The organism is Demequina lignilytica (assembly GCF_030418375.1).
Classification (GTDB): Bacteria; Actinomycetota; Actinomycetes; order Actinomycetales; family Demequinaceae; genus Demequina; species Demequina lignilytica.
In genome coordinates, this window is sequence record NZ_JAUHPZ010000001.1 from 124,311 (window position 1) to 150,116 (window position 25,806).

Sequence of the window (25,806 nt, forward strand, 5' to 3'; positions counted from 1 at the left end):
CGATGCACCGGTCGCCGACGGAGGACTGGCGGGCGGAGCGCGTCAGCCAGGGCTTCGTCGCGGACTACAAGCCCTTCAGCTTCGTCGACGGCGAGGGGGTGCGCTGCAGCCTCTACGTGAGCGGGTGCCTCTTCGCCTGCGACGGATGCTTCAACAAGGACGCGTGGAGCTTCCGCTGCGGCGAGGAGTACGGCGCGGACCTCGAGGACCGGATCCTCGCAGACCTGGCTCACCCCTCGGTGCAGGGCATCTCGCTCCTCGGCGGCGAGCCGTTCCTCAACACGCAGGTCTGCCTCGCCGTCGTGCGCCGCATGCGTCGCGAGCTGCCGTCCAAGGACGTGTGGTGCTGGTCGGGGTACACCTTCGAGGAGCTCGTGACGGGAACCCAGGACAAGCGCGACCTGCTCGCGCAGGTCGACGTCCTCGTCGACGGGCCGTTCGATCTCGCCCGACGTGACCTCCGACTGGCGTTCCGGGGCTCGACGAACCAGCGGGTGCTCGACGTCCCGCTCTCCCTCGCGCGCGGGGTCCCGGTGGCGTGGGCCGGCCTCAGGGACGGGTGAGCGCGGGCGCCAGCGCCGTGAGGGCGACCTGCGCGCGCAGGGGGTTGCCCGTGGCGTCGAGCGGCGGGCTGAACGCGGCGGCCGAGCCGCGACCGGGTGCCACCATGACCATACCGCCGGCGATCCCGCTCTTCGCGGGAAGGCCCACGGCGCCGCGCCAGGCAGCCGTGCCCTCGTAGAGACCGGCGAGCGCCATCGCCTCCACGGCGACGCGCGCCGCCGCGGGGCTGACGACGCGCACGCCGGTGACGGGATCGACCCCGCCCGCGGCCAGCACCGCTCCCATGCGAGCGAGGTCGGCGACGGTCACGGCGAGGCAGGACTGGAGCGTGTAGAGGTGCAGCGCGTCCTCGACAGCGGTGCCGAGCAGCCGCCGGGCGGCGAGCGCGCCGGCGAGCTCGCGGTTGCGGTGGTTGGTCGCGTGGATCGCCTCGACCATGGCGGCGTCCGCGACCAGGTCGCGACCCGCGAACGCGGAGAGCCCCGCGCGCAGCCTCGCCTCGCCGGCGCCCGCATCGTCCTCTCCGAGGAGCGACGATGCGGTGATCGCGCCGGGGTTCACCATCGGGTTGGTGCGCCCGCCCGGTCCCGCGTGGATCGCGCGCACGTCGTTGAACGGCAGCCCGGTCTCGCGCATCCCGGTGAGGGAGAGCACCCGGTCCTCCCCGTGGAGGTCGACCGCGAGAGCGAGCACGAACGGCTTGGCCGCGCTCATGAGGATGAACGGATGCGCGGCGTCCCCGCCCACGTCCGCCGCCTCGCCGAGGCGATGCAGCGCCGCCGCCAGGAGGTCGGGGTCCGTGGCCGCGAGGCTCGGATAGACGCCGGTGACCGCGCCGCCCGACACCGCGCGTGCCGCGGCGAGGGCCGCCGCGACGGCGTTCACGCCGCGAGCGCCGCGCGGATGTCCGCCTCGAGGGCGGAGGGCTCGGTCGTGGGCGCGTAGCGGCGTATCACGCGACCGTCCCTCCCGACCAGGAACTTGGTGAAGTTCCACTTGATCGCGTCCCCCATGAGCGAGCGGGTGGAGGACTTGAGCCATCCGTACAGCGGGTGCTGGGCGGGCCCGTTGACGTCGATCTTGGCGAACATCGGGAAGGTCACGCCGTAGTTCGCCTGGCAGAACTCGCCGATACCGTCCGCGTCCAGCGGCTCCTGTCCGGCGAACTGGTTGCACGGGAAGCCGAGGATGGCGAGACCGAGCGGTCCGAGCTCGCGATGGAGCGCCTCGAGGCCCTCGAACTGCGGCGTGAGCCCGCAGCGCGACGCGGTGTTGACCACCAGCACCACCTGTCCCTCGTAGGCGGACAGGGGCTGCTCCTCGCCCCTGAGCGTGGCGGCGGAGAAGTCGGCGATGGTGGTCATGTCCACCAGTGTCGCACCTCGCGTGGTGGAGGTCAGGCGGAGCCGCGCTCCGCCTCAATCTCCCGCAGCGCGCGGCGCAGCACCTTGCCGACGTTGGTCTTCGGGAGCTCGTCGATGAACTCGATCTCCTTGGGCCGCTTGTACCCCGTCAGCCGCTCCTTGAGGAAGACGCGCAGCTCCGCCTCGGTGAGCGAGTCGTCGCGCCGCACCACGAAGAGCTTGGGCACCTCGCCGGAGTGCTCGTTGGGGATCGGGATGGCGCCCGCCTCCGCGACCTTCGGGTGCAGCATCGCCGCGTCCTCGATCTCGCCGGGGTACACGTTGAACCCGCCGCAGACGATGATCTCCTTCTTGCGGTCGACGATCCGGAAGAACCCGTCCTCGTCCTCGACGGCGACGTCGCCCGTGAGGAGCCAGCCGTCGTCGGTGATGACGCGGCGCGACTCCTCGGGCTGATTCCAGTAGCCCATCATGACCTGGGGGCCGCGCACGGCGAGCTCGCCGGCGGTGCCCAGGGGCACGGGCGCACCCTCGTCGTCGACGATCCGCACGTCGGTGGACGGCAGCGGCACGCCGATGGTGCCGATCCGCGCGGGGTGGTGCGTCGGGTTGACCGAGACGACGGGGGACGCCTCGGTGAGGCCGTAGCCCTCGATGATGTCGTTGCCCGTGACGTTGCGCCAGCGCTCCGCCACGGACGAGCGCACCGCCATGCCGCCGGCGACGGTGAGCTGGAGCTTGTCGAAGTCGAGCGCGCGGAACGCGCCGTTGTCGAGCAGCGCGCCCGCGAGCGTGCTCACGAGGATCAGCCCGTCCGGCCGGGACGCGTCCAGCTCCTTGACGAAGGCGGGGATGTCGCGCGGGTTGGTGATCAGCACGTTGTGGGCGCCGAAACGGAAGAACCCGAGGCAGTTCACGGTCAGCGAGAACACGTGGTACAGCGGGAGTGCGGCGATGATCACCGACTGGCGCTCCTCGCCGAGCGTGGCCCGGATCTGCCCCATGAACTGCTCCTGGTTGGCCAGGAGGTTGCCGTGGGTGAGCACCGCGGCCTTCGCGCCGCCCGTGGTGCCGCCGGTGTACTGGAGGAAGGCGACGTCGTCGAGGCCGAGCCCCGGGTCGGCCCAGGTGTCCTTCGCACCGCGGGCGAGGGCGTCGCGGAAGGGGATCTCGCGGGGAAGGTGGTACCGCGGCACCATCTTCTTCACCTTGCCGGCGACGAAGTTGACGATCTGCCGCTTGGGTGCGGGCAGCAGGTCGCCGACCTGGGTGACGATCACGTGCTCGATGGTCGTCGCGGGAAGCACCTGCTCGACCTTGTCGGCGAAGTTGGCCAGCACCACGATCGCCTTGGGCGCGGCGTCGCGGAACACCCCCTCCATCTCGCGGACCGTGTAGAGGGGGTTCGCGTTCACGACCACCAGCCCGGCGCGGAGCGCGCCGAAGAGGGCGACCGGGTACTGCAGCAGGTTCGGCATCTGCAGCACGATCCGGTCGCCGCGGGCGAGGCCGAGGTCATGCTGGAGGAAGGCGGCGAAGCGGGTGGCGAGCGCGTCGACCTCGGCGAAGCTGAGCGTGCCGCCCAGGTTGGAGAACGCCGTGCGATCGCCGTACTCGGCGGCCGCGTTGGCGACGAGCTCCGGGAGCGAGCGCGCCGCCGGCGGGGTGATGACACGGCCGACGCCGGGGGAGTAGAAGCGGTACCACGGGCGGTCGTCGCCGCCGACGGGGTCCATGCCGCTCGGGGTGTAGTGCGGGTGCATCTTCACATCCTCGTTGATGGTCGATGGGGGACGGGGGAGGGCGCGCGGCGCCTCGGGGACGAGCCTAGGCCCGGGCGCGCTCCGTGGAGGACACCGACATCAGCAGGTGCGGCTTCGCGCCGTCGCGGGACGTCACCGCGACGCTGTGCACGCCGTCCGCGAGCGCCGCGTGGAACCCGACCGAGCCGGGCAGCAGCACCGGCTTGGTGAAGGCCACGTCGGTGCGGTACGCCTCGGGCAGCCGGCCGTCGAGGGCTGCGAGCGCGCGCGCATGCGTCCACATGCCGTGGATGATCGGACGGGGGAAACCGAAGGCGCGCGCCGCGAGTCGCGACGTGTGGATCGGGTTGGGATCGCCCGAGACGCGTCGGTAGTCCCGTCCGAGGCCGGCGTGCAGGCGCCAACGCGCGTGCGGCACCACAGCCGCGAAGGGCTCGCGCGGGAGCTCGACGGGCTCGCCGGGAACCTCCATGCCGGAGGCCAGGTAGGTGCTGACCCCCTCCCAGACCGTCTCGCCGGCGACGCGGATCTCGCCCACGAGGTCCAGCAGCGCCCCGCGCTGATGCGGTCGCAGGCCGCGCGCGGCCACCTCGATCGCCAGCTCCTCGCGCACCGAGACGGGGCGGTGCAGGGTCATGGAGTTGGACACGTGGACGGCGCCGACGAGCCGCACGGAGGACCGGCGGTCGCCGAGCAGGTGCACGTGGAGCGGGAAGGTGAGCACGTGAAGCCAGGTCGGCGGCACGGTGTCGCGCAACGGGAAGCCGCAGACCCGCGCGTAGTCGGCGAGCCGCGCGGCGTCCTGCCGGTATCCCTCCAGCCGCACCGGATCCTCGGGCAGACGCGCGCCTCGCGCGCGTGCCGGAACCATCGCCCGAGCGAAGGCGGCGCCCATCCCGGGGGCCTCGGACAGCACCGCCACGGCCATCAGGCGCCCACCAGGTTCTGCCCGCAGACGCGGATGACCTGGCCCGTGACGCCCTGGGCGCCGGGGGAGAGCAGGTAGGCGATGGTCTCCGCGACGTCCACGGGCTGGCCGCCCTGGCTCAGGGAGTTGCTGCGCCGGAACACCTCCCGCTGGATGAAGGGGATGCGCGCGGTCATGTCCGTCTCGATGAACCCGGGTGCGACGGCGTTGGCGGTGATGGCCCGCGCCGCGAGATCCGGGGCCATCGCCTCGACGAGGCCCGCGACCCCGGCCTTGGAGGCGGCGTAGTTGGTCTGCCCCTTGTTGCCCGCGAGGCCGGACGTGGACGCGACGCCCACGATGCGCCCGCCGTCGGCGATGCCGCCGGGGGTCGCCGGCTCGAGCAGCACGGCGTTGATGCGCATCTCGGCGGCGAGGTTGACCTCCAGGACGGACCGCCATCGATCGGCGTCGGTGTTGGCGAGCAGCTTGTCCCGCGTGATGCCGGCGTTGTGGACGATCCCGTGGAGCCGCGCCCCGCGCCCGGCGACATGGGCCGCGATCCTGGCGCCCGCATCGTCCGCCGTGATGTCGAGCTGCAGCGCGGTGCCCGCGATCTCGTTCGCCACCTGGGCGAGCGCCTCGCCCGCGGCCGGGATGTCCACGGCCACCACGTCGGCGCCGTCGCGGGCCAGGGTGCGCGCAATCGCGGCGCCGATGCCGCGGGCCGCGCCCGTCACGACCACCGTGCGGCCGTCGAGGGGCCGGTCGGACGGGCGCTCCTCCGCGAGCCCCGCCGCCTGCACCGTCCATGCCTGGCCGTCCACGAAGGCGGACCGCCCCTCGAGGACGAACGCGAGGGTGGTCGCGAGGTCGCCCGGCCCGGCGTCGGCGCCCACGCGGATCATCGTGGCGGTGGCCCCCTTGCGCAGCTCCTTGCCGACCGTGCGGGTGATGCCGTCGAGCGCCCGGGTCACGGCGCGTCGCTCCCAGTCGCCGGTCGCCGGTCGGGCGAGCAGGATCACGCGACCCGACGGCTCGAGCGAGCGCACCGCGGGGCGGAGGATCGCGCGGATGGCCTCGAGCTGATCGACGCGCTCGAGGTCCGTGGCATCGATGACGACGGCGCCGATCGGGGCGCCGTAGCCGGGCGTGGCGGAGCCGTCGTCGGTCACGGGGGCCTCCACCGGGAGGCCCAGGAGACGCAGGGTGCGGGCCCCGAGGGTCGAGTCGCCGAGCGAGGCGTGCACGATCGGTCCCGCGGGGAGCCGGCGGCCGCGGCGCAGGCGCGGCGGCTCGTGGACCCCCGCCTTCCGCGCCACCGCCTTGCCGACCGGGGTGCCGTAGATCCTCTCGAGAGCCGACATCACATGCCCTCCAGGATCGCCACGACGCCCTGCCCGCCGGCGGCGCAGATCGAGATGAGGCCGCGCGAGCCCGGACCGCGCTCGTGGAGCAGCTTCGCGAGGGTCGGGACGATGCGCGCCCCGGTCGCCGCGAACGGGTGACCGGCCGCGAGGGACGAGCCCGTCACGTTGAGACGGTCGTCCGGGATGGAGCCGATCGGCCCGTCGAGGCCGAGCGCCGCGCAGTGCTCTGGGTCGGCCCATGCCTTCCGCGTCGCCGCGACCGTGGAGGCGAAGGCCTCGTGAATCTCGACCAGGTCCATGTCGGCGATGCCGAGGCCCTGCCGCTCGAGCAGCCGGCCCGTCGCCGCGACCGGGCCCAGGAGGAGGTCGTCGCCTCCGGGGTGATCCACCGACGCGACCTCCGCGTCCACCACCTTCGCGAGGATGGGCAGGTGGTGCTCCCGCGCCCAGTCCTCGGAGGCGAGCAGGACCGCGGCGGCGCCGTCGGACAGCGCGGTCGAGTTGCCTGCGGTCATCGACCCCTCGGGCCCGCCGAAGGCGGGGCGCAGGGTCGCGAGCTTCTCGACGGTGGTGTCGGGACGCAGGATCGCGTCCCGCGTCACGCCGAGGTACGGCGTCACCAGGTCGTCGAAGAAGCCTCGGTCCCATGCCGCGGCGAGGCTCCGGTGCGAGTCCGCGGCGATCCGGTCCTGCTCCTCCCGCGTCACGCCCCAGCGCTCGGTGGTGAGGGCCTGGTGCTCGCCCATCGACAGCCCCGTGCGGGGCTCGGCGACCCCGGGGGCGAGGGGGGCGAGGTGGCTCGGGCGGATGCGGGCGAGCACCTTGATGCGCTCCGCGGCGCTCCGGGCGCGGCTCGCCCGGGCGAGGATCCGCCGCAGCGGCTCGCTGACGGTGACGGGGGCGTTCGACGCGGAGTCGACGCCGGCCGCGATGCCCACGTCGATCTGGCCCAGGCGGATCTTGTTGGCGATGTACACGGTCGCCTCGAGGCCCGTGCCGCAGGCCTGCTGGAGGTCGCACGCGGGCGTGTCGGGGGCGAGGGAGGTGCCCAGCACCGCCTCGCGGGTGAGGTTGAAGTCGCGCGGGTGCTTCAGCACCGCGCCTCCCGCCACCTCTCCCATGCGCGCGCCCGCGAGTCCGTGCCGCGCGATCAGCCCGTCGAGCGCGGCGATGAGAAGATCCTGGTTGGAGGCCTCCGCGAGGGGTCCGCCGACCTTGGCGAACGGCGTGCGGTTTCCTCCGACCACCACAGCGGTGTGGTGCATGGTGCCTCCGGGTTCCTGTCGTGGGGGACTATCCGATACGGACAGTAGCAGATACTGCGAGTACTGGGTACTGTGGTGTCATGACCACCGCAGACGGGCGCGACACCCGTTGGGAGCAGCACCGCCAGGACCGACGGCGCGAGCTCGTGTCGCACGCTCTCCGGGCGATCCGCGTGCATGGCGCGCGGGTCGGCATGGATGAGATCGCCGCCCGCGCGGGCACGTCGAAGACGGTGATCTACCGGCACTTCGGCGACCGCGCGGGGCTCTACGACGCCGTCGTCGAGTCGGTCCACGCGTACATCCATGCAGGCCTGACACGCACGCTGCAGGACAGCGCGGACGGCGACCTGGGCCACCTGATCCACGACCTCGCCGACGCGTACCTGGCGCTGGTCGAGCGCGATCCGCAGATCTACCGCTTCGTGCTCGAGCGCCCGGTGGCCACGGCCGACCACCCTGGCGACCCGGCGGGATCCCTGCCGTCGCTCATCGGGGACCACGTCGGCCAGGCCATCGCGGCCCACCTCACCGCGACCGGTCGAGACGCGTCCTGCGCCGGGACCTGGGGCCACGGCATCGTCGGGTTCGTCCGCGCGGCGGCCGACCGCTGGATGGCCGGCGATCCGCGGGCTCCCCGCGGCCAGGTGGTCGCCGAGATCGACGCCCTGCTCGCCGGCGCGCTCGCCGACGCCCGTCCACCCGCCCCGCTCGGGGCCTGATCCCTACCCACCCCGACCACCCCCTACCGAGGAGCAACGATGACGTTGACCCACGAGACCCCGTCGCCCATCGCCGAGGAGCAGCTGACCGTGCTGGGCGCCCGCCTCCGCGCGGCCCTCGACGGGCCCTTCGCCGCCGAGAGGGCGGTGGGCCGTGCGACCTTCCCCGCCGACGGGATGCACCTGGACCCCGCCGCCGGGATGGAGGATGCGCGCGAGTGGACGCTCGCCCGGCTCATCGAGCTCGAACGCCGGGGCTTCGGCCACTCGGGCGTCCCCGACGGTGCGAACGCGGTGTCCGACCCGCTCACCGCGGTCACCACCTTCGAGATGCTCGCGCATGGCGACCTGTCCGTCACCATCAAGTCCGGGGTCCAGTTCGGGCTGTTCGGCGGGGCGGTCACCAACCTCGGGACGGAGTGGCACCACCGGACGTTCCTCCCCGGCATCACCGACCTGACGCTGCTGGGCGCCTTCGCGATGACCGAGCTGGGCCACGGCTCCGACGTCCAGCACCTCGAGACGACGCTCACGTACGTGCGGGAGACGGACGAGATCGAGATCCACTCGCCCACACCGAGCGCGCGCAAGGCGTACCTGGGCAACGCTGCGAGGCACGGCACCATGGCCGCCGTCTTCGGCCAGCTCGTGGTCGACGGCGAGCAGCACGGGATCCACGTGGTGCTGGTCCCGATCAGGGACGACCATGGCGTCGACCTGCCCGGCGTCACCACCGGCGACCACGGGCACAAGGGCGGCCTGCTCGGGGTGGACAACGGCACGCTTCAGTTCGACCGGGTCCGCGTGCCGCGCCGGATGCTGCTCGACCGCTACGGCGGGGTCACCGACGAGGGCGTGTACTCGTCGCCCATCTCCAGCACCAGCAAGCGCTTCTTCACCATGCTGGGGACGCTGGTGCGCGGTCGCGTCTGCATCGGCGGCGGCGCGGGCATCACGGCCCGACGCGCGCTCTCCATCGCGGTGCGGCACGGGCTCCGCCGCCGCCAGTTCCCGGCGGCGGGCCGGCCGGAGGGCGTGCTGCTGCTCGACTACCTGACGCACCAGCGTCGCCTCCTGCCCAGGGTCGCGGAGGCCTATGCGTACGGGTTCGCGCAGAACGAGCTGGTCGAGCTGCTCGTGAAGGTCCAGGGCCCGGCCGACCACACGGAGGCGGACCAGCGGGAGCTCGAGACCCGCGCCGCCGGGCTCAAGGCGCAGACCACCTGGTTCGCGAACGCCACGGTGCAGGAGGCGCGGGAGGCCTGCGGCGGCTTCGGCTACATGAGCGAGAACCGGCTCACCCAGCTCCGCGGCGACGTCGACATCTTCGCGACCTTCGAGGGTGACAACACGGTCCTCATGCAGCTGGTGGCGAAGGCCCTGCTGACCGGGGTCAAGGAGTCGTGGAGCGCGCTCGACCGCTCCGGTGTGGTGCAGGCCACCACCCGCATTTTCGGCGAGGCCATGGTGGAGCGGACCGCGGCGAACGTGATCGTCGAGCGCGTGGCCGACGGGGCGCGCAGGCGTCCCGAGGAGACCACGCTCGTGGACCGTGGCTGGCACGCCCTCATGTTCGAGGAGCGCGCACGGCACTCGCTCGACTCCCTGGCGCGTCGGATGCGCGCGGCCTCGAAGAGCGGCGGCGACCAGTTCGAGGCGTTCAACCGGCTGGGCGGGCACGTGCAGTTCGCCGCGCGGGCGCACGTGCAGCGCCAGGTGCTCGGCGCCTTCATCACCGCCCTCGAGCAGGACCTGGACGCCCAGACGCGCGAGGTGCTGGAGAGGCTCTGCAGCCTCTATGCCCTCGCCTCGATCCACGAGGACCGCGCCTGGTTCGTCGAGCATCACCGCATGTCGCTCGGACGCAGCAAGGCGCTGGGCGATCAGATCGACGCGCTGTGCCGCGAGCTCCGCCCCCACGCGCTGCCGCTCGTCGAGGGCCTGGGCGTCCCCGAGGCGTGGCTGGGGACGGCGTTCCTAGAGGACTGACGCGTGGCCGCGGGCCCGGCCTCCCTGGGTGTGCGAGGCTGGGCCCGTGCCCTTCGACCCCCACGCGCCCCGGGATCCCGGCGACGCCTGGGCCGAGGCGCCGGACGGCACGCGCTACTGGGGCCGCTTCGGAGCCGCAGGGCTGGTCGCCCACGACCCGGACCGCGGCGTCCTCCTGCAGCATCGCGCGCTGTGGAGCCATCACGGGGGCACCTGGGGCATCCCGGGAGGCGCCCGCCACGCGGGCGAGGCTGCGGTGCCGGGGGCCCTCCGCGAGGCGTGGGAGGAGGCCTCGGTACCGCCCGGGTCGCTGCGCGTCGCGGCGACCTCGACCCTCGAGCTGGGCTTCTGGTCGTACACCACCGTGGTCGCGCGCGTGACCACGCCGTTCGAGCCGCACGCCACCGACGACGAGAGCCAGGAGCTCGCCTGGATCCCCGTGGACCAGGTCGCCTCCCTCGAGCTCCATCCCGGCTTCGGCGCCGCATGGCCCCGCCTGCACGGGATGCTCGGGCTCGCGCCGGCCGTGGTGGTCGACGCCGCGAACGTCGTCGGCTCCGTTCCCGACGGATGGTGGCGCGATCGCCGCGGCGCCGCCGAGCGGCTCGCCGGCCGGGTGGCCGAGTGGGCGGCCGCGGGCATCGACGCGGGAGCGCTCGACCTCCCGGAGGGGCGATGGTTCCCTCGCGTCGAGCTCGTCGTCGAGGGCCGGGCGCGGGGCGCGCGAGCGGACGGCGTCGACGTCCATGACGCTCCCGGCGAGGGGGACGATGCGGTGGTCTCGCGGGTGGAGGCACGCCACGCCGCGGGGGAGCGCGTGACGGTGGTCACCTCCGATCGTGGTCTCGCCGCGCGGGTCGGCCCGTTCGCGGACGTCCGCGGAGCGCGGTGGCTGCTCGACCAGCTCCGTCCCGGAGCGGGCGAGGGGCGCGCGCCCGCGGAATAGGATGCGGGCGTCGCGACGTTCCGGTCGCGACAACCGCGAGCTCGACGGGGAGCGCCGCCCGAGAAGAACGGTGCCCCTGTGTCAGACCTCAGCCCCGCGCGCACGCGCCTGGCGCTGCTCGCGCTCGCCCTCGGCGGATTCGCGATCGGTGCGACCGAGTTCGTCGCGATGGGCCTTCTGCCCGAGATCGCGCGCGACCTGCTCCCGGACCTCGCGGGCGAGGACCCCGAGGCGGCGATCGCGCGCGCGGGCCTGCTCATCTCCGCCTACGCGGCGGGGGTCGTGGTGGGCGCGCCGACCATCGCCGCGTTCGCGGCACGCCTGCCCCGCACCCGCCTGCTCATGGCCCTGGCGGCCGCGTTCACCCTCGCGACCCTCGCCTCCGCGGTCGCACCCACGTTCGGCACGGTCGTCGCGGCCCGCTTCGTCGCCGGGCTCCCGCACGGGGCGTACTTCGGCGTCGCCGCCCTGGTGGCCGCGCAGCTGATGGGTCCCGGCAGGCGCGGCCAGGCCGTCGCCTACGTCCTGTCCGGCCTCGCCATCGCGAACGTGGTCGGGGTGCCCCTCATCACGGCGCTCGGCCAGCAAGCCGGATGGCGCATCGCGTACGTGGTGGTGGCCGCGCTCTTCGGGGCCACGCTGCTCGCCATCGCGCTGCTGGTCCCGCGGGTCCCCGGCGACCCGCAGGCGACCGTGCGGAGCGAGCTGCGCGCGTTCCGACGCCCCGCGGTCTGGCTCGCGCTGGGGACGGGCGCGCTCGGCTTCGGCGGGTTCTTCGCCGTGTACTCGTACATCTCCCCGCTGGCCACCGAGGTCACGGGCACGGCCTCGGGGCTCGTGCCGCTCGTCCTCGTCGTGGTCGGCCTGGGCATGACGGCAGGCAACGCCTGGGGCGGGCGGCTCGCGGACGGCGGCGCCGTGCGCGCCATCTTCATCCTGTTCGCCGCCTTCGCGGGATCGCTCGTCCTGCTGGCGCTGACCGCGTCCCATCCGGCGGGTCTCTTCGTCGGCGGGTTCCTGGTCGGGGGATCCGCCGCGGCGCTGTCGCCCGCGATCCAGACCCGCCTCATGGACGTCGCGGGTGACAGCCAGACCATCGCCGCGGCCGTCAACCATTCGTCGCTGAACCTGGGCAACAGCCTGGGTGCCGCGCTCGGCGGAGCCGTCATCGCGGCCGGCTGGGGCTACGTGGCGCCCACCTGGCTCGGACTCGCGCTCTGCGTGCCGGGCGTGCTGCTCGCGTGGGCGGGGGCTGCGCTGACGGCCCGGTCCGCGCGCCGCGAGGCCCTCCCGTCGACGGCGCGCGTGCCCGTCGGCGCGCGCTGACCGCTCGTCCTCGCACCACCGGGCATGATGGCGGGGATGAGGGAGGCCTCGATGGAGCGGACCTGGGTCATGGCGCTGCGGCGTCTGTCGCGCCGGATGTGGGGACGGCTGACGCTGCAGTCGCTCGCCGCGGTCGCCTTCGTGATCGTCGCGGGCGCTGTCGGACAGCGCGCCCCGGAGCTGGCGGGCATCGACCTGGGCCAGGACTCGGTGACCACGATCCTCTCGGTGCTCGCGTCGTCGATGCTCGCCGTGACCACCTTCTCGCTCACCGCGCTGATCTCCGCGTACTCGTCTGCCGCCCGGGCCGCCACTCCGCGCGCGACGCGTCTGCTGATCGAGGACCCGACCTCGCAGAACGCCCTCGCGGGCTTCCTCGGCGCGTTCGTGTTCGCCATCGCCGGGATCGTGGCCCTCGCCAGCGGTTATGTCGCGGAGCGCGGGAAGATGCTGGTCTTCATCGGCTCGCTGCTCGTGATCGCGTGGGTCGTGGTCACGCTCGTGCGATGGATAGAGCACCTCACCAGGTTCGGCCGGATGGCCGACATCCTCGATCGCGTCGAGGATGCCGCGGCGGACACCCTGCGCGCGCATGCCCGCCGCCCTCACCTCGGAGGAGAGCCCCCGAGCGACCCCGCCGGACCCGTGGTGGCCGTGGGCGCCGAGCGCACGGGATTCCTCACGGTGGTCGCGATGGACCGGCTCGCGGCGGCCGCGAAGGAGCACGGGCTGCGCATCCACGCCCGTGTGGTGCCGGGCGACGACGTGCGCCCCGGCGACACCCTCGCGCTCGTCGAGGGTGGCCCGGGCGAGGCCGCACGGACTGCGGTGCGTGACGCCTTCCTCGTCGAACGTCACCGCACCTACGAGCAGGATCCGCGGCTCGGGGTCGTCGCCCTCGCCGAGATCGCGAGCCGCGCGCTGTCGCCGTCGACCAACGACCAGGGAACCGCGATCGAGGTGCTCGGGGCCCTGCAACGGGTCCTCGCCGACGTGCAGGGTGTGCCCGAGGAGCGGGAGGTCTCCCATCCGGGGGTCCACATGGCTCGCGTCGAGCTCAGCGACCTCCTGGTGGACGGATTCCGACCGATCGCGCGGGACGGTGCCGGTGTGGTCGAGGTCGGCGTGCGCCTCCAGCACGCGCTCGCCGGACTCGCGCACGCGGCGCCCGGAGAGAAGGCCGAGCCGATCCGGGCGATGGCGGAGGAGGCGGCCCGCAGGTCGCTGTCCGCGCTCACCGATCCCGTGGACCGGGACGCGATCGCCGAGGCCGCCGCGGCGCTGCTCGGCGGGCCTCCTCAGGCGAGCTGAGCCGCGAGGAACGCGCGCACGTCGCCCATCTCCTCCTCGTGAACGGCGTGCCCGAGGCCCGGATAGACGTGGCGCGTCGCGACGGTGTGCGCGTCGATCCACCGCGCGGTGCGCGCGACGGCCTCCGGCCAGATCACGGGATCCGCGTCCCCGCGCCCCCAGAACACCGCGGGGCGCGTCCCCAGGAGCGCGGCATCGGCGGGCTCCTCGCCCTCGTGGACGAACCCGGCGAGCACCACCGGGGCGACCACGCGCTCCGGGCGGCTCCGCAGCAGCTGGAGCGCCATCAGGCCGCCCTGCGAGAAGCCCATGGGCACCACCTGGGCGTCGTCGGGCAGGGTCGCGTCGACCCACTCCCAGACGGCATCCGCCGCGGCCCGGATCGCGGTGACGTCCATGACCCCGTCGGTGGAGAGCGGGAACCACGCCGCGGCGCCGTAGCCCATCTCGAGCGGCGCCCGCAGCGACGCCCAGGGGAGGCCCCGCGGGAGGAACGCGGCGAGGCCCGGCAGGTCGTGCTCGTGCGAGCCGAAACCGTGCAGGAGGAGCGCGACGCGGTGAGGCGACGCGGCCGGGCCGGGCCAGCCGGGGGAGAGGACGGAATTCAGCAGAGGCATGTGCCCAGTATCGCGGTCGTCGGCCGTCGCCCCGTCCGCGTGGAAGGATGGCGCCACCGACCGTGGAGGGACCCCCATGACCGACACCGACGCCCACGCCGCAGGCCAGCGAGCCGAGCGGGACCGCATCGTCGCCTATCTCGCGTTCCACGAGGCGAGCGCGCGCGCCAAGGCCGACCAGGCCGAGACCGACGAGTCGCGCGTCTACCAGGGCACCATCGCGAACGCGATGAAGGCGATGGGCGAGGCGATCGCCGGCGACTTCCACTGGAAGGCGCCGCTGTAGGGCGTCGGCTCAGGGCACGGTGTGCCCGGCGGCGCGGAACATCTCGTACCACTCGGACCGCGCGAGGTGGACGTCGGCGCCCTGCGCCGCGGCCACGACGCGCGCGGGGGTCGTGGTGCCCAGCACCACCTGCATCTGCGCGGGATGACGGGTGAGCCACGCCACCGCGATCGCCTCGGCCGGCACCTCGTACTTCCAGGCGAGGCGGTCGATCACGGCGTTCAGCTCCGCGTAGTTCGGGTTGCCCAGGAAGGGGCCGTCGAAGAAGCGGGACTGGAAGGGCGACCAGGCCTGCAGGGTGATGTCGTTGAGGCGGCAGTAGTCGACGATCCCGTTGTCCCGGTCGATCGACTGGTCCAGGTCGCCCATGTTCATCGCGATGCCGCTGGCGATCGACGGGGCGTGCGTCACCGAGAGCTGGATCTGGTTGGCGACCAGCGGCTGGCGCACCGAGCGCTTGAGCAGCTCGATCTGGCCCGGGGTGTGGTTCGAGACGCCGAAGTGGAGCACCTTGCCCGCGGCGTGCAGGTGGTCGAAGGCGCGCGCGACCTCGTCGGGCTCGACCAGGGCGTCGGGACGATGCAGCAGCAGGATGTCGATGCGGTCGGTGCCGAGCGCCTCGAGCGAGCCCTCGACGGAGTCGACGATGTGGTCGTAGCTGAAGTCGAAGTACGGCCCGGGCTGGCGGATGCCGCACTTGGTCTGGATGGTGAACGCGTCGCGCTCGGACGGGCTCAGCCGCATCGCCTCCGCGAACCGGCGCTCGCACCCGTGGTACGGCGGACCGTAGAGGTCGGCGTGGTCGATGAAGTCGATGCCGGCATCGCGCGCGGCCGCGACGAGCTCGCGCACCTCGTCGTCGCTCTTCTCGACGATCCGCATGAGCCCGAGCACGACGGCGGGTGCGACGATCTCCGTCCCCGGCATGGCGATGGTCTTCATGGTGGTCCTCCTCGACGTCGGCGTCGGCCCGCGACGGGGCCCTGTCCCCAGGCTAGGCCCGCGCGGCGTAGGCGCGTGACGCCTCGACGAACGCCTCCCACAGGCCGACCTGGCCCGGGTCGTGCTCCGGGTGCCACTGGACGGCGACGCAGAAGGCGAGCGCCGGGTCCTCGATCGCCTCGATCAGCCCGTCCACGCTGCGTGCGGACACCACCAGGCCGCGCCCGAGCCGGTCGATCGCCTGGTGGTGGTAGACGGGCACGGCGCGCATGGCGGGGTGGCACCGCGCGAGAACCGTCCCCGGCTGGAGCGACACCTCGACCGGGCGGAACACCGCGTCGCCCCGCTGGTAGCCCGTGTGGCCGACCACGTCGGGCACGTGCTGATGGAGCGTGCCGCCCCGCGCCACGTTGAGCAGCTGGGCGCCGCGGCACACGCCGAGCACGGGCATGCCGCGCTCCACGGCCGCCGCGAGCAGGGCGAGCTCCCACGCGTCCCGGTCCGCGCGCGGGGCGTCCGTCTCCGGGTGGCGGGCGGCGTCGTACAGGGCCGGATCGACGTCGTAGCCTCCGGTCAGGTAGAGCCCGTCCATGCGGTCGAGCGCCGCGCCGGCCCGGTCCGGCGCGTCGGGCGGGAGGACGGCGGCGGTGCCGCCCGCGCGCCGCAGGGGCGCGAGGTAGGCGTCCGGCAGCCAGACGGCCTCCTGGGTCCAGATGCCGGTCGACGCGACCTCCCTGTACGTGGTGGTCGCGATCATCGGGGGCGTGCTCACGTCGGCAATCTAGCCGGGTCGCGCGGCTAGGCTTGACTGCCGTGACCACCCCCGACTCGTTCCACGTCCCCGACGGCCCTCACGACATCCGGCTGGTGGTGTGCGACATGGACGGCACCCTGCTGGACGCGGCCAAGCGCATCCCCGACGCGCTGTGGCCGCTCGTCGACCACATGCGCGAGCGCGGGATCGTGTTCGCGCCCGCGAGCGGGCGTCAGCACGCCACGCTGGCGCGCCAGTTCGAGCGGCTCGGGGAGGGGCTGGTCGTGATCGCGGAGAACGGGTCGTACGTGGCGCGCGGCGGCGTCGAGATCTCCTCGTCGCCGCTGCCGGATGGCGTGCTCGGCGACATCGTCACCGCTGTGCGGGACCACGCGCGAGCGGGCTTCGACGTGGGAACCGTCGTGTGCGGCAAGCGTTCGGCGTACATCGAGCGCGACGATGCGGCGTTCGTGGAGAAGGCGTCGCCGTACTACGCCGCGCTCGAGATCGTGGACGATCTCGCGGCGGTCGACGACGCCATCCTCAAGGTGGCGGTGTACGACTTCGGCAACGCGGCGCACGACACGGCGCCGGTCCTGGCGCGCTTCCAGGGCGACCTCGCCGTGGTCGTGTCGGACCGGCACTGGATCGACATCATGCGCACCGGCGTGCACAAGGGGGTCGCGGTCGCCCGTCTGCAGGAGGCGCTCGGCGTCACCCCCGAGCAGACGGTCGTGTTCGGCGACTACCTCAACGACCTGGAGATGATGGACCGCGGGCACCTGTCGTTCGCGATGGCGAACGCGCATCCGGACGTCGCGCAGCGGGCGCGGTACCGCGCCCCCTCGAACGTCGACGCGGGCGTGATCACCACGCTGCGCCGTCTGCTCGACCACCCGCTGACGTCGTCCTGATACCCCCTGGGGTATATTCCTCCCATGGACGTCCTCGACGCGCTCCGCGCCTGGCCCGCCCGCCGCTGGATGGTGGCAGCCGCCACCGCCGCCGCCACCTATCTGCTGATCGCCCTCCCGACCGACCTGATCCCCAACCCGGTCTTCGGTAGGGAGATCCCCCCGACCGCGTGGTCGTACTGGGCGCTCGGCCTGTCCGCCGTCCTGTCCGGCCTGGTGACGGCGACCTACGTCGCGACGCCCGAGGAGGCGCAGCGTCCGCGCGAGGGCCGGCTCGGCATGGCGGGTGCGCTCGTCACGTTCTTCGCGGTGGGCTGTCCGGTGTGCAACAAGCTGGTGCTGCTCGCGCTGGGCTACACCGGCGCGATCCAGTTCTTCGAGCCCATCCAGCCGTACCTCGCCGCCGGCGCGATCGTGCTGCTGGCCTGGGCGTTCGTCGCGCGGGTCCGACGCGAGAGCTCCTGCGTGCTCCCTGAGCGGCCGCTCACGCCGGTGAGCTGACCTCCGCGGCGCCGGCACGCACGCCGATGCGGGAATGTTCCGCGCGGCGCTAGCGTGACACCGAGGGCGCGACCGACGCGCCGGCCGCGCGCAGCGGCCCTCACCCGGAGGAGGACTCATGGAGATCGCAAGCAAGGCCGCAGGCGTCTGGAACGGCGGGCTCAGCGACGGAGCCGGCACCGTCGCGCTCGGCTCGGGCAACGGCGAGTTCGCCGTCACCTGGAAGGCGCGGTCCGCGGGGCAGGAGGGCGCGACCACCCCGGAGGAGCTGCTCGCCGCCGCGCACGCGTCCTGCTTCTCGATGGCGCTGTCGCACGCCCTCGAGGGCAACGGCACCCCGCCGGACGCCCTCGAGGTCGGCGCGGAGGTGCGTTTCGAGGCCGGCAAGGGCGTGACGGCGAGCATCCTGACGGTCCGCGGGACCGTGCCGGGCCTCGACCAGGACGCCTTCGCCCGGTTCGCCGACGAGGCGAAGGCCGGATGCCCGGTGTCTCAGGCGCTCGCCGGCGTGCCGATCACTCTGGCGGACGCCACCCTGGTCGGCTGACGAGTCAGCGGGCGTCGTGCACCACGGCGCCCGCGACCGTCGTCAGCGCGACCGGGATCCGCCGCAGCGCGTCGCCGTCGGCCGCCAGCGGGTCCTGGTCGAGCGCGACCAGGTCCGCCGGAGCGCCGGGGGAGAGGTCGTGCCGCGTGGAGGCGGCCAGCGCCTCGACCACCGTGATCGCCTGCTCCGGATGCCAGGGCGCGCGTCCGTCGCGCGTGCGCGCGACCGCCGCGGCGATCGCGATCCACGGGTCCAGCGGCGCGACCGGCGCGTCGGACCCGAGCGCCAGGCGCGCCCCCGCGTCGAGCAGGGAGCGCAGCGCGAACGCGCGGTCGGCCCGATCGCCCCACAACGTGTCGGTCGCGTCGCGGTCGTCGAGCGCGTGCTCCGGCTGCACGCTCGCCACCACGCCGAGCGCGGCGAACCGGGGCAGGTCGTCCTCCGCGAGCAGCTGCGCATGCTCGATGGAGCCGCGCGCACCGGAGGCCGCGAACGCGTCCAGCGCGATCGTGTTCGCCCGATCGCCGATCGCGTGCACCGCCGCGTGGATCCCCCCGGCATGGGCGCGAGACAGCAGCCGCGCCAGCTCCTCGCCGGGGACGTTCTGGATCCCGTGCCCGCCCGCGGGGTAGGGATCACGGCAGTGCGCCGTCAACGTGTTCAGCGAGCCGTCCGTGATGACCTTGAGCGGTCCGTGGACGACCAGCCCCCGGGTGCCGGGCACCCCGAGGCCCGTGGTGGCGCCCTGCGCGATGCGCGAGTCGAGCAGCTCGCGGTAGAAGCCGGCCACGACGCGCAGCGGCGGCGCGCCTGCCTGCACGCGCTCGGTCCAGACCGCGGCGTTGTCCGCCATCTCGAGGTCGACGATGCCGACGAGGCCCCGGGCGTGGGCCGCTGCGATCACCGCCGCGAGCGCCTCCGGCGCGGGCGGGGCCGCGTCGAGCACCCGCTGCGCCGCGAAGGCCTCGTCCTCTCGCAGCACCCCGGCGCGCGGCAGCCCGAGCTCCCGCGCGGCGGCGCTGTTCACCCATGAGGTGTGGAGGTCGCCCGACAGCACCACGGTCGGGGCGGCTCGTGCAGCGTCCAGCCCGTCGAGCGTCGGCGGCTGCTCCCAGGTGGCCCACCGGAAGCCGAAACCGACCAGCAGCCCGTCCGGCGGGGCGAGCGCCACGGACGCGCAGACCTCCTCAGCGGACGACGCGGCGGACACGTCGAGCCGCCCCCAGGTGCGGGCCCACTGGGTGAAGTGCACGTGGCGATCCCACAGTCCCGGCACGACCCACCGGCCCTCGAGGTCCACGACGTGGTCGGCGGGTCGCGCGGGGTCGTCGACCGCGACGATCCGTCCGTCCTCGACGGCGAACGCGACCTCGCCGTCCCTGCCGACCGGACGGGCGCGGGTGAAGGTGATGCGGGCCAAGGGAGCACCTCCGGGACTCACGACGTCACGAAGCGTAGCCCCGCCGGACCCTGTCGCTAGCATCGGCGCATGTCCGCTCCCCGGTCCTCCGCGTGGTGGCGCGAGCCCGTCGAGGGCGTGCGCGCGGCGCTCCGAGGGCTCCGTACGTGGGCGACCGATCCCCGCGCGATGCTGCTCGGCGCCGTGCCGGGGATCGTGTCGCTCGTGGTCCTCGCCTTGGTCGTCGCGGTGGTCGTGTCGCGCGCCGACTGGCTCGGTGACCGGGTGGGCCATGGGATCGGGGGAGACGGCTGGTGGGGCGACCTGCTCGCGATCGCGGCAGCCATCGCGGTGGTGGTCGCGGGCGGGCTGGTCGCGGTGCTCCTGTTCGCGACGCTGACGCTCACGATCGGCCAGCCCTTCTTCGAGGCGATCTCGAGGCGCGTCGACGAGCGGCTCGGAGGGCTGGTCGAGGCGGTCCCCGACGAGCCCTGGACGCGGGTCACGATCCGGGGCGTCGGGGAGGGCCTCATCACGGTGGCCATCTCGATCGCGGTCTCCCTGGCGCTGTTCGCGGTCGGGCTGATCCCGATCGCCGGCTCGGCGACGGCGTTCGCGCTCGGCGCGCTGATCGGCGGGCGCCTGCTCGCCCTCGAGCTCACGTCGTACCCCTTCGCCCGGCGGGGCGTCGTGAGCAGGCGGGAGCGGATCAGCGCGCTGCGCCCGTACCGGGCCCGCACCGTCGCGTTCGGCGCGGCGGTCTTCCTGCTGTTCCTCATCCCCCTGGGCGCGGTGCTCGCGATGCCCGCCGCGATCGCGGGCGCGACCGTCCTCGTGCGTGGCGTGACCCCGGGCCCGTCGCTCGAGCCCGAGCGGCCGGACGCGTAGCTCAGCCCGCGACAGCCTCCTCGAGGGCGCGCCGCACGCGGTCCACCGCCCCGTCGTCCGCGGTGGACTCGCGCATCGCGGTGAAGATGGTGCGCAGAGGGGCGCCCGGCAGGGGGTGGGTGTCCTCGAGCAGTCCCGCATGCTCCGCCATGAGGCCCGGCAGGATCGCGACGGCGAGACCGTCCCGCACCAGCTGCACATGCGCCTGGAGGTCCGGGGTCACGAACCGGATGTCCGGCTCGAACCCGGCGAGACGGCACGTCTGCTCGGCGAAGTGCCGCGTGCCCGTGCCGGCGGGCTCCATCACCCACACCGCGTCGGCCAGCGCCGCGACCGAGGTGGCGGTGACCCACCGGCCCCCGACCGCCAGGCGCAGCTCGTCCCGCGTGAGGTCCCGGCGTACCACGCCCGGGTAGTGCGGGGCGGAGTGGTGCGGGTACTCCTCCGCGACGACCAGGTCGTAGTCCCGCGACCACGTCTCGGCGAGCGCCGCGCCGGGCTCGCTCTCCGTGACCACCGTGCGGATCAGGGGATCGGTCTCGCGCAGCATGGCCACGGCGCGGGGGACGATCGTGAGGGACGCCGACTGGAACGCCGCGACCCGTACCGTGCCGGCGGGCGCGGTCCCCGAGCGCAGCTCCGCCTCGGCGATCTCCATCGTGGCGAGCAGCTCTCCCGCGCGGGAGACGAGGCGCTCGCCGGCCGGCGTGAGCCGGAGCCCGCGACCCGCGCGCCTGGTGAGCGGCACGCCCGCCTGGCGCTCGAGCGCGGCGAGCTGCTGGGAGACCGCCGACGGCGTGTAGCCGAGGGCGTCGGCGGCGGCCGCCACGGTCCCGCGCTGGGCGAGCTCCCGGAGCGTGGCGAGGCGGACCAGATCGAGCATGATGACAGTGAAGCAGAACTTAACGATGTGCGGAACCAATGCGCGCTGGTGGTTCATCCTCAGCTGTCTCACACTGATGCCGGAAGGGAGCGACATGACCATCGACACGCCCGGCATCGCGACGGAGGCCCCGACGGCCGCGGAGGTCGCCGCCCAGGTGCATGACTGGCTCGCGCGGTCGCGCGCGCACCCCGTCGACGGCTCGGCGCGGATGCTCGCGCGGCTCCTGGGCGACCCCGGTGGTCTCCCGTTCCTCACGGCGCTCGTCGACGGCGTGGTCCGGCCCGAGGACCGGCGCGTCGCCGCCGCCTCGCTGCGACGCGTCGTCGGCCGCGACCTGTCCTTTCTTCCCGCGTATCAGCGCGGCCTGCTGGCAGCGGGCTCGGCGGCCTCGCGCGTCGTGCCCGGGATCGTGGTGGGCACGGTGAGGCTCGTGGTACGCCGCATGGTCGGGCACCTGGTGGTCGACGCGACCCCGGCCCGGCTGGGGCGGGCCCTCGCGCGGCTGCGGCGGACGGGAAGCCGGCTCAACCTCAACCTCCTCGGCGAGGCGGTGCTCGGCGCGGGCGAGGCGGATCGCAGGCTCGCGCGCACCCTCGCGCTCATCGAGCGGGACGACGTCGACTACGTCTCCCTCAAGGTGTCCGCCGCCGTCGCGCCCCACAACCCGTGGGCGTTCGACCAGGCGGTGGAGCAGATCTGCGCGCGCCTCGACCCGTTGTACGCCGCGGCCGCCCGCACCGGCACGTTCGTCAACCTCGACATGGAGGAGTACCGGGACCTGGACCTGACCGTGGCGGTGTTCACCCGGCTGCTCGACGTTCCGCGCCACCGTGAGCTGACCGCGGGCATCGTGCTCCAGGCCTACCTCCCGGACTCTCTCGCCGCGCTCGACGGCCTCACGGAGTGGGCGCAGCGGCGCGTGCGTGACGGTGGCGCCCCCATCAAGGTGAGGCTCGTCAAGGGCGCGAACCTGTCGATGGAGCGCGTCGACGCCGAGCTGCACGGCTGGCCGGTGGCCACCTGGGGCTCGAAGCTGGAGTCCGACGCCCACTACAAGCGGCTGCTCGACCGCGCGCTCGTGCGCGAGCGGACCGCCGCGGTGCACGTCGGCGTCGCCGGCCACAATCTGTTCGACGTGGCGTTCGCGCTGCTGCTCGCGCGCGGCCGCGGCGTGGACGATGCGGTCGACTTCGAGATGCTGCTCGGCATGGGCGAGCACGTGGCCGCCACGGTCGCCGAGGACGTCGGCCCGCTCCGGCTCTACACGCCGGTGGTGCATCCCGCCGAGTTCGACGTCGCCCTCGCCTACCTCGTGCGACGGCTGGAGGAGGTGGCGAGCCGGGAGAACTTCATGTCCTCGCTGTACGACCTCGACCGTGACCCGGGCGTGTTCGCCCGCGAGAGGGCGCGCTTCGAGGCGGCGCTCGCGCTGGCGAGCCGGCCCGCGGTGGCCAGCCACCGGCGCCGCGCGGAGGCCGGACCGGCGGGCGGCGCCTTCCGGAACGCCTCCGACACGGACCCGGCCGTGCCCGATGCCCGGAGCTGGGCCGCCGGAGTGCGCCGCCTGGCCGAGGCAGGTGAGCTCGGGCGCGCGACCGTGACGGCCTCACGGGTGGACGATCCGGCCGCGCTCGACGACCGGCTCGCCACCGCATCCGCCGGGGCCGGCGGCTGGCAGGCGCTCGCCCCGGAGCGGCGCGCCGCGATCCTGCGCGCGGCAGCGGACGCGATGGAGCGCCGCCGCGACGCGCTCGTCGCGGTCATGATGAGCGAGGCCGGCAAGACGCTCGACCAGGGCGACCCCGAGGTCTCGGAGGCGATCGACTTCGCGCGCTACTACGCCGACCGGTCCCTCGACCTGGTGGGCCTCGCGGGCGCGACGCCGGTGCCGCGTGCGGTCACCCTGGTCACCCCGCCGTGGAACTTCCCGGTGGCGATCCCCGCGGGAGGCGTGCTCGCCGCGCTCGCCGCGGGCTCCGCGGTGGTCCTCAAGCCGGCGGAGCAGGCACCGCGCTGCGCCGCCGTGGTCGCGGAGGCGCTGTGGGAGGCGGGCGTGCCCCGCGACGCGCTCGTGCTGGTCGACCTCGACCCCGACGCGCTGGGGGAGAGGCTGGTCGGCGACCCGCGGATCGACCAGGTGATCCTCACCGGCGCCTTCGAGACCGCCGAGCTGTTCCACCGCATCCGCCCGGGCCTGCGGCTGCTCGCGGAGACATCGGGCAAGAACGCGATCGTGGTGACGCCGAGCGCCGACCTCGATCTGGCCGCCCGTGACGTGGTCGCGTCGGCGTTCGGGCACGCGGGGCAGAAGTGCTCCGCGGCCTCGCTCGCGATCCTCGTGGGGTCCGTCGCGACCTCGGAGCGGTTCCTCGGCCAGCTGGTCGACGCGACCCGTTCGCTCGAGGTCGGGGAGGCGACGGACGCCTCCGCGCAGGTCGGCCCGCTCATCGGGCCGGCGGAGGGCAAGCTGCTGCGGGCGCTCACCTCCCTCGAGCCGGGGGAGCGGTGGCTGGTCGAACCCCGCCGCCTGGACCCCGCCGGCCGCGTCTGGAGCCCGGGCATCCGCACCGGCGTCCAGCCGGGATCCTGGTTCCACCTCACCGAGTGCTTCGGCCCGGTGCTCGGGCTGATCGCCGCACGGGACCTGGACCACGCCCTCGAGATCCAGAACGCCGTCGACTTCGGGCTGACCGCGGGCCTGCACTCCCTCGACCCCGACGAGATCGCGCGCTGGTCGGCCGCCGTGGAGGCGGGCAACGTCTACGTCGATCGCGGCATCACCGGCGCGATCGTGCAGCGCCAGCCCTTCGGCGGTTGGAAGCGGTCGGTCGTGGGGCCGAGCGCCAAGGCGGGTGGCCCGTCCTACCTGTACGCGCTCACCGGGTGGGAGCGCGTCACCGATCTGGAGCCGGCGCACGTGGACGATGCGCTGCTGGCCGACACGGCCCCCTGGGTCCACGCCGCGGTCGCGGCCGACGCGCCCGTCTGGGCACGCATGGCCGCCCCGGTCGACCGCTCCGGGCTCGCGTGCGAGCGCAACGCGCTGCGGCATCGTCCCGCGCCCGCCGAGATCCGCTGGGACGGCGCCGACGTCGACGCACTGCTCCGGGTGTGCGCCGCCCGGGTCCGCGTGGGCGGGACGGGGGGCGTGTCGACGCAGGAGGAGCCCGATCCCGATCTGCGTGCCCGGCTCGGCGCCGCCGGGCTGGCGGTGGCCGTCGAGGACGAGCCTGCCCTGCTGGCGCGGCTGGCCGAGGTGCCCGGCGCACGCGTGCGGTGCGTGGGCCGCCCTGTCGCGCCGACGGCGTCCGTCGCGGTCTACGACGCGCCCGTCACCGCAGCCCCCGAGCTCGAGCTGCTGCCCTTCGCGCGGGAGCAGGCCGTCTCGGTGACCATGCACCGCTTCGGCACCCCGTGGCCCGCCGGCGAGGCTGCGCTCAGGCCTGTGGACCGGCCAGAAGACGCGCGATCGTGAGCGCCGTGACGCGGGCCGCGCGATTCGAGGAGATGGTGCTGGCCTGAGGGCCGTACCCGGCGAGGAACAGCCCGGGCTCGTCCGGGACCCGCCCGTCCTCGACCACGATCCCGCCCACCTCGTTGACCACGCCGAGCGGCTGGAGGTGGGTCAGGTCGGGGCGGAACCCGGTCGCCCAGATGATCGCGTCCAGCTCGACGTGCTCGCCGTCGGCGGTGACGGCGCCGGTCGCGTCGAGAGAGGCGAACATCGGCTCACGCCGCAGCCGGTCCTTGCCCTCCAGGCGCCGCACCAGGGGCGAGCGGGGCAGCCCCGTCACCGCCACGATCGACGGCAGCGGCCTGCCTGCGCGCGCCGCCTCGTCCTGGATGCCGACCGCGATGCGTCCGCGCTCCGCGGTGAGCTCCTCCTCCTCGTCGTGGAACAGCGGCACCCGCCGCGTGTACCAGTGGAGGTCCTGGGCGACGTCGCCCACCTCGTCGAGGAACGTGAGGGCGGAGGTCCCGCCGCCGACCACGGCGACCCGGAGTCCGACGAAGGGCGCCGGGTCCGTGTAGTCCGCGGTGGTGATCTGGAGGCCCGAGAACTCCTCCCGGCCCTCCACCAGGGGCAGCCGGGGACGGTTCCACGTCCCGGTGGCGGACACCACGACCCGCGCCCGCACGGCGGTGACCGGTGAGCCGGGCGCGCACTCCACGAGGTAGCCGTCCCCGTCGCGACGCACCGCCGTGACGCGGGCGGGCCGGACCACCCGGAGATCGTGATGGTCCTCGTAGGCGCCGTAGTACTCGGCGACGAGCTCCCGCGCTGGCCGGTGCGGATCCGCCTCGGTGAAGGTCAGCCCCGTGTCGGTCATGCCCGGAAGGTCGTGGAGCCGATGCGTGCCCCCCAGCGTGAGCCCGGGCCACCGGTGGCGCCATGCGCCGCCCGCGCCGGGGTTCGCGTCGAGGACGAGCAGGTCGTCGCCGGGGGTCAGCCCCCGACGGCGCAGGTGGTAGGCGACGGCGAGCCCGGCCTGCCCAGCACCGATCACGACCACGGCGGCGGCGGTCGGGAGCTGCTCGGGCATG

General features: G+C 74.1%; 24 protein-coding genes. 12 read left to right on the top strand and 12 right to left on the bottom strand.

Annotated elements, in window-relative coordinates:
• Positions 1-2 precede the first annotated feature (2 nt).
• Positions 3-563, top strand: coding sequence for an anaerobic ribonucleoside-triphosphate reductase activating protein (nrdG, locus tag QQX13_RS00555; RefSeq protein WP_301152077.1), 561 nt, complete (start codon positions 3-5; stop codon positions 561-563).
• On the opposite strand, the gene QQX13_RS00560 is transcribed toward nrdG, so the two are convergent.
• The 6 genes from QQX13_RS00560 to QQX13_RS00585 all read right to left on the bottom strand — a co-directional run bounded on the left by QQX13_RS00560 (position 550) and on the right by QQX13_RS00585 (position 7,233).
• Positions 550-1,449, bottom strand: a complete 900-nt coding sequence (locus tag QQX13_RS00560) for a glutaminase (RefSeq protein ID WP_301152078.1) — start codon at positions 1,447-1,449, stop codon at positions 550-552. The genes nrdG and QQX13_RS00560 overlap by 14 nt on opposite strands.
• Positions 1,446-1,928, bottom strand: a complete 483-nt coding sequence (locus tag QQX13_RS00565; protein ID WP_301152079.1) for a glutathione peroxidase — start codon at positions 1,926-1,928, stop codon at positions 1,446-1,448. Before QQX13_RS00565 ends, QQX13_RS00560 begins: the two co-directional genes overlap by 4 nt.
• Before the next feature lie 32 nt (positions 1,929-1,960).
• On the bottom strand, positions 1,961-3,691 hold the full coding sequence (locus QQX13_RS00570; RefSeq protein WP_301152080.1) for an AMP-binding protein: 1,731 nt from the start codon (positions 3,689-3,691) through the stop codon (positions 1,961-1,963).
• A 64-nt stretch (positions 3,692-3,755) separates the two neighbouring features.
• Positions 3,756-4,619 (bottom strand): MaoC family dehydratase, encoded by an 864-nt coding sequence (locus QQX13_RS00575; protein ID WP_301152081.1) that lies wholly within the window; start codon positions 4,617-4,619, stop codon positions 3,756-3,758.
• The gene (locus tag QQX13_RS00580; protein ID WP_301152083.1) at positions 4,619-5,965 is read right to left on the bottom strand and encodes a 3-oxoacyl-ACP reductase; all 1,347 of its coding nucleotides are present in this window, start codon (positions 5,963-5,965) and stop codon (positions 4,619-4,621) included. Before QQX13_RS00580 ends, QQX13_RS00575 begins: the two co-directional genes overlap by 1 nt.
• Positions 5,965-7,233 carry an acetyl-CoA C-acetyltransferase gene (locus tag QQX13_RS00585; protein WP_301152085.1) on the bottom strand — a complete coding sequence of 423 codons (1,269 nt, stop codon included), beginning with the start codon at positions 7,231-7,233 and terminating at the stop codon, positions 5,965-5,967. The genes QQX13_RS00580 and QQX13_RS00585 overlap by 1 nt, the downstream gene beginning before the upstream one ends.
• Before the next feature lie 80 nt (positions 7,234-7,313).
• Between QQX13_RS00585 and QQX13_RS00590 the strand changes: the two genes are divergently transcribed.
• The 5 genes from QQX13_RS00590 to QQX13_RS00610 all read left to right on the top strand — a co-directional run bounded on the left by QQX13_RS00590 (position 7,314) and on the right by QQX13_RS00610 (position 13,527).
• Positions 7,314-7,955, top strand: coding sequence for a TetR/AcrR family transcriptional regulator (locus tag QQX13_RS00590; RefSeq protein WP_301144218.1), 642 nt, complete (start codon positions 7,314-7,316; stop codon positions 7,953-7,955).
• A 39-nt stretch (positions 7,956-7,994) separates the two neighbouring features.
• On the top strand, positions 7,995-9,944 hold the full coding sequence (locus QQX13_RS00595) for an acyl-CoA dehydrogenase family protein (RefSeq protein ID WP_301152087.1): 1,950 nt from the start codon (positions 7,995-7,997) through the stop codon (positions 9,942-9,944).
• A gap of 46 nt (positions 9,945-9,990) precedes the next feature.
• The gene (locus QQX13_RS00600; protein ID WP_301144220.1) at positions 9,991-10,890 is read left to right on the top strand and encodes an NUDIX domain-containing protein; all 900 of its coding nucleotides are present in this window, start codon (positions 9,991-9,993) and stop codon (positions 10,888-10,890) included.
• Between the two features lie 78 nt (positions 10,891-10,968).
• Positions 10,969-12,216 carry an MFS transporter gene (locus tag QQX13_RS00605; RefSeq protein WP_301152089.1) on the top strand — a complete coding sequence of 416 codons (1,248 nt, stop codon included), beginning with the start codon at positions 10,969-10,971 and terminating at the stop codon, positions 12,214-12,216.
• A gap of 51 nt (positions 12,217-12,267) precedes the next feature.
• Complete coding sequence (locus tag QQX13_RS00610; protein WP_301152091.1) at positions 12,268-13,527, top strand: DUF2254 domain-containing protein; 1,260 nt, start codon at positions 12,268-12,270, stop codon at positions 13,525-13,527.
• Here the strand turns inward: QQX13_RS00610 and QQX13_RS00615 are convergent.
• Positions 13,515-14,144, bottom strand: a complete 630-nt coding sequence (locus QQX13_RS00615; RefSeq protein ID WP_301152092.1) for an alpha/beta hydrolase — start codon at positions 14,142-14,144, stop codon at positions 13,515-13,517. The two genes, QQX13_RS00610 and QQX13_RS00615, sit on opposite strands and share 13 nt — an antisense overlap.
• 76 nt (positions 14,145-14,220) lie before the next feature.
• Between QQX13_RS00615 and QQX13_RS00620 the strand changes: the two genes are divergently transcribed.
• A complete protein-coding gene (locus QQX13_RS00620) occupies positions 14,221-14,430 on the top strand; it encodes a hypothetical protein (protein ID WP_301152093.1) in 210 nt (69 codons plus the stop codon).
• A 9-nt stretch (positions 14,431-14,439) separates the two neighbouring features.
• On the opposite strand, the gene QQX13_RS00625 is transcribed toward QQX13_RS00620, so the two are convergent.
• Positions 14,440-15,372, bottom strand: coding sequence for an aldo/keto reductase (locus QQX13_RS00625; RefSeq protein WP_301152095.1), 933 nt, complete (start codon positions 15,370-15,372; stop codon positions 14,440-14,442).
• Between the two features lie 52 nt (positions 15,373-15,424).
• On the bottom strand, positions 15,425-16,144 hold the full coding sequence (locus QQX13_RS00630) for a gamma-glutamyl-gamma-aminobutyrate hydrolase family protein (protein ID WP_301152096.1): 720 nt from the start codon (positions 16,142-16,144) through the stop codon (positions 15,425-15,427).
• A gap of 41 nt (positions 16,145-16,185) precedes the next feature.
• On the opposite strand from QQX13_RS00630, the gene QQX13_RS00635 reads away from it, so the two are divergent.
• The 3 genes from QQX13_RS00635 to QQX13_RS00645 all read left to right on the top strand — a co-directional run bounded on the left by QQX13_RS00635 (position 16,186) and on the right by QQX13_RS00645 (position 18,088).
• The gene (locus QQX13_RS00635; RefSeq protein ID WP_301152098.1) at positions 16,186-17,040 is read left to right on the top strand and encodes an HAD family hydrolase; all 855 of its coding nucleotides are present in this window, start codon (positions 16,186-16,188) and stop codon (positions 17,038-17,040) included.
• 24 nt (positions 17,041-17,064) lie between these two features.
• Positions 17,065-17,541: a hypothetical protein gene (locus QQX13_RS00640; protein ID WP_301152099.1), complete on the top strand. Its 477-nt coding sequence runs from the start codon at positions 17,065-17,067 to the stop codon at positions 17,539-17,541.
• A 118-nt stretch (positions 17,542-17,659) separates the two neighbouring features.
• Positions 17,660-18,088 carry an OsmC family peroxiredoxin gene (locus QQX13_RS00645; RefSeq protein WP_301144229.1) on the top strand — a complete coding sequence of 143 codons (429 nt, stop codon included), beginning with the start codon at positions 17,660-17,662 and terminating at the stop codon, positions 18,086-18,088.
• Between the two features lie 4 nt (positions 18,089-18,092).
• Here the strand turns inward: QQX13_RS00645 and QQX13_RS00650 are convergent, their stop codons facing one another.
• Positions 18,093-19,508 carry an amidohydrolase gene (locus QQX13_RS00650; RefSeq protein ID WP_301152100.1) on the bottom strand — a complete coding sequence of 472 codons (1,416 nt, stop codon included), beginning with the start codon at positions 19,506-19,508 and terminating at the stop codon, positions 18,093-18,095.
• Between the two features lie 69 nt (positions 19,509-19,577).
• Between QQX13_RS00650 and QQX13_RS00655 the strand changes: the two genes are divergently transcribed.
• Positions 19,578-20,375, top strand: a complete 798-nt coding sequence (locus QQX13_RS00655) for an EI24 domain-containing protein (RefSeq protein WP_301152101.1) — start codon at positions 19,578-19,580, stop codon at positions 20,373-20,375.
• Between the two features lies 1 nt (position 20,376).
• On the opposite strand, the gene QQX13_RS00660 is transcribed toward QQX13_RS00655, so the two are convergent.
• On the bottom strand, positions 20,377-21,258 hold the full coding sequence (locus tag QQX13_RS00660; protein ID WP_301152102.1) for a LysR family transcriptional regulator: 882 nt from the start codon (positions 21,256-21,258) through the stop codon (positions 20,377-20,379).
• Positions 21,259-21,352: 94 nt separating this feature from the next.
• Between QQX13_RS00660 and QQX13_RS00665 the strand changes: the two genes are divergently transcribed.
• A complete protein-coding gene (locus QQX13_RS00665) occupies positions 21,353-24,736 on the top strand; it encodes a bifunctional proline dehydrogenase/L-glutamate gamma-semialdehyde dehydrogenase (RefSeq protein ID WP_301152103.1) in 3,384 nt (1,127 codons plus the stop codon).
• Here QQX13_RS00665 and QQX13_RS00670 read toward each other — a convergent pair.
• Complete coding sequence (locus QQX13_RS00670; protein ID WP_301152104.1) at positions 24,699-25,805, bottom strand: FAD-dependent oxidoreductase; 1,107 nt, start codon at positions 25,803-25,805, stop codon at positions 24,699-24,701. The two genes, QQX13_RS00665 and QQX13_RS00670, sit on opposite strands and share 38 nt — an antisense overlap.
• Position 25,806: the final 1 nt, after the last annotated feature.

Excerpts from the sequence above, each read along its gene's own strand:
- QQX13_RS00620 (WP_301152093.1), top strand. The coding sequence starts at position 14,221 with ATGACCGACACCGACGCCCACGCCGCAGGCCAGCGAGCCGAGCGGGAC.
- QQX13_RS00570 (WP_301152080.1), bottom strand. The coding sequence starts at position 3,691 with ATGCACCCGCACTACACCCCGAGCGGCATGGACCCCGTCGGCGGCGAC.
- QQX13_RS00660 (WP_301152102.1), bottom strand. The coding sequence starts at position 21,258 with ATGCTCGATCTGGTCCGCCTCGCCACGCTCCGGGAGCTCGCCCAGCGC.
- QQX13_RS00585 (WP_301152085.1), bottom strand. The coding sequence starts at position 7,233 with ATGCACCACACCGCTGTGGTGGTCGGAGGAAACCGCACGCCGTTCGCC.
- QQX13_RS00645 (WP_301144229.1), top strand. The coding sequence starts at position 17,660 with ATGGAGATCGCAAGCAAGGCCGCAGGCGTCTGGAACGGCGGGCTCAGC.
- QQX13_RS00575 (WP_301152081.1), bottom strand. The coding sequence starts at position 4,619 with ATGGCCGTGGCGGTGCTGTCCGAGGCCCCCGGGATGGGCGCCGCCTTC.
- QQX13_RS00670 (WP_301152104.1), bottom strand. The coding sequence starts at position 25,805 with ATGCCCGAGCAGCTCCCGACCGCCGCCGCCGTGGTCGTGATCGGTGCT.
- QQX13_RS00640 (WP_301152099.1), top strand. The coding sequence starts at position 17,065 with ATGGACGTCCTCGACGCGCTCCGCGCCTGGCCCGCCCGCCGCTGGATG.
- QQX13_RS00610 (WP_301152091.1), top strand. The coding sequence starts at position 12,268 with ATGGAGCGGACCTGGGTCATGGCGCTGCGGCGTCTGTCGCGCCGGATG.
- QQX13_RS00590 (WP_301144218.1), top strand. The coding sequence starts at position 7,314 with ATGACCACCGCAGACGGGCGCGACACCCGTTGGGAGCAGCACCGCCAG.
- nrdG (WP_301152077.1), top strand. The coding sequence starts at position 3 with ATGCACCGGTCGCCGACGGAGGACTGGCGGGCGGAGCGCGTCAGCCAG.
- QQX13_RS00625 (WP_301152095.1), bottom strand. The coding sequence starts at position 15,372 with ATGAAGACCATCGCCATGCCGGGGACGGAGATCGTCGCACCCGCCGTC.
- QQX13_RS00565 (WP_301152079.1), bottom strand. The coding sequence starts at position 1,928 with ATGACCACCATCGCCGACTTCTCCGCCGCCACGCTCAGGGGCGAGGAG.
- QQX13_RS00595 (WP_301152087.1), top strand. The coding sequence starts at position 7,995 with ATGACGTTGACCCACGAGACCCCGTCGCCCATCGCCGAGGAGCAGCTG.
- QQX13_RS00665 (WP_301152103.1), top strand. The coding sequence starts at position 21,353 with ATGACCATCGACACGCCCGGCATCGCGACGGAGGCCCCGACGGCCGCG.
- QQX13_RS00580 (WP_301152083.1), bottom strand. The coding sequence starts at position 5,965 with ATGTCGGCTCTCGAGAGGATCTACGGCACCCCGGTCGGCAAGGCGGTG.
- QQX13_RS00615 (WP_301152092.1), bottom strand. The coding sequence starts at position 14,144 with ATGCCTCTGCTGAATTCCGTCCTCTCCCCCGGCTGGCCCGGCCCGGCC.
- QQX13_RS00655 (WP_301152101.1), top strand. The coding sequence starts at position 19,578 with ATGTCCGCTCCCCGGTCCTCCGCGTGGTGGCGCGAGCCCGTCGAGGGC.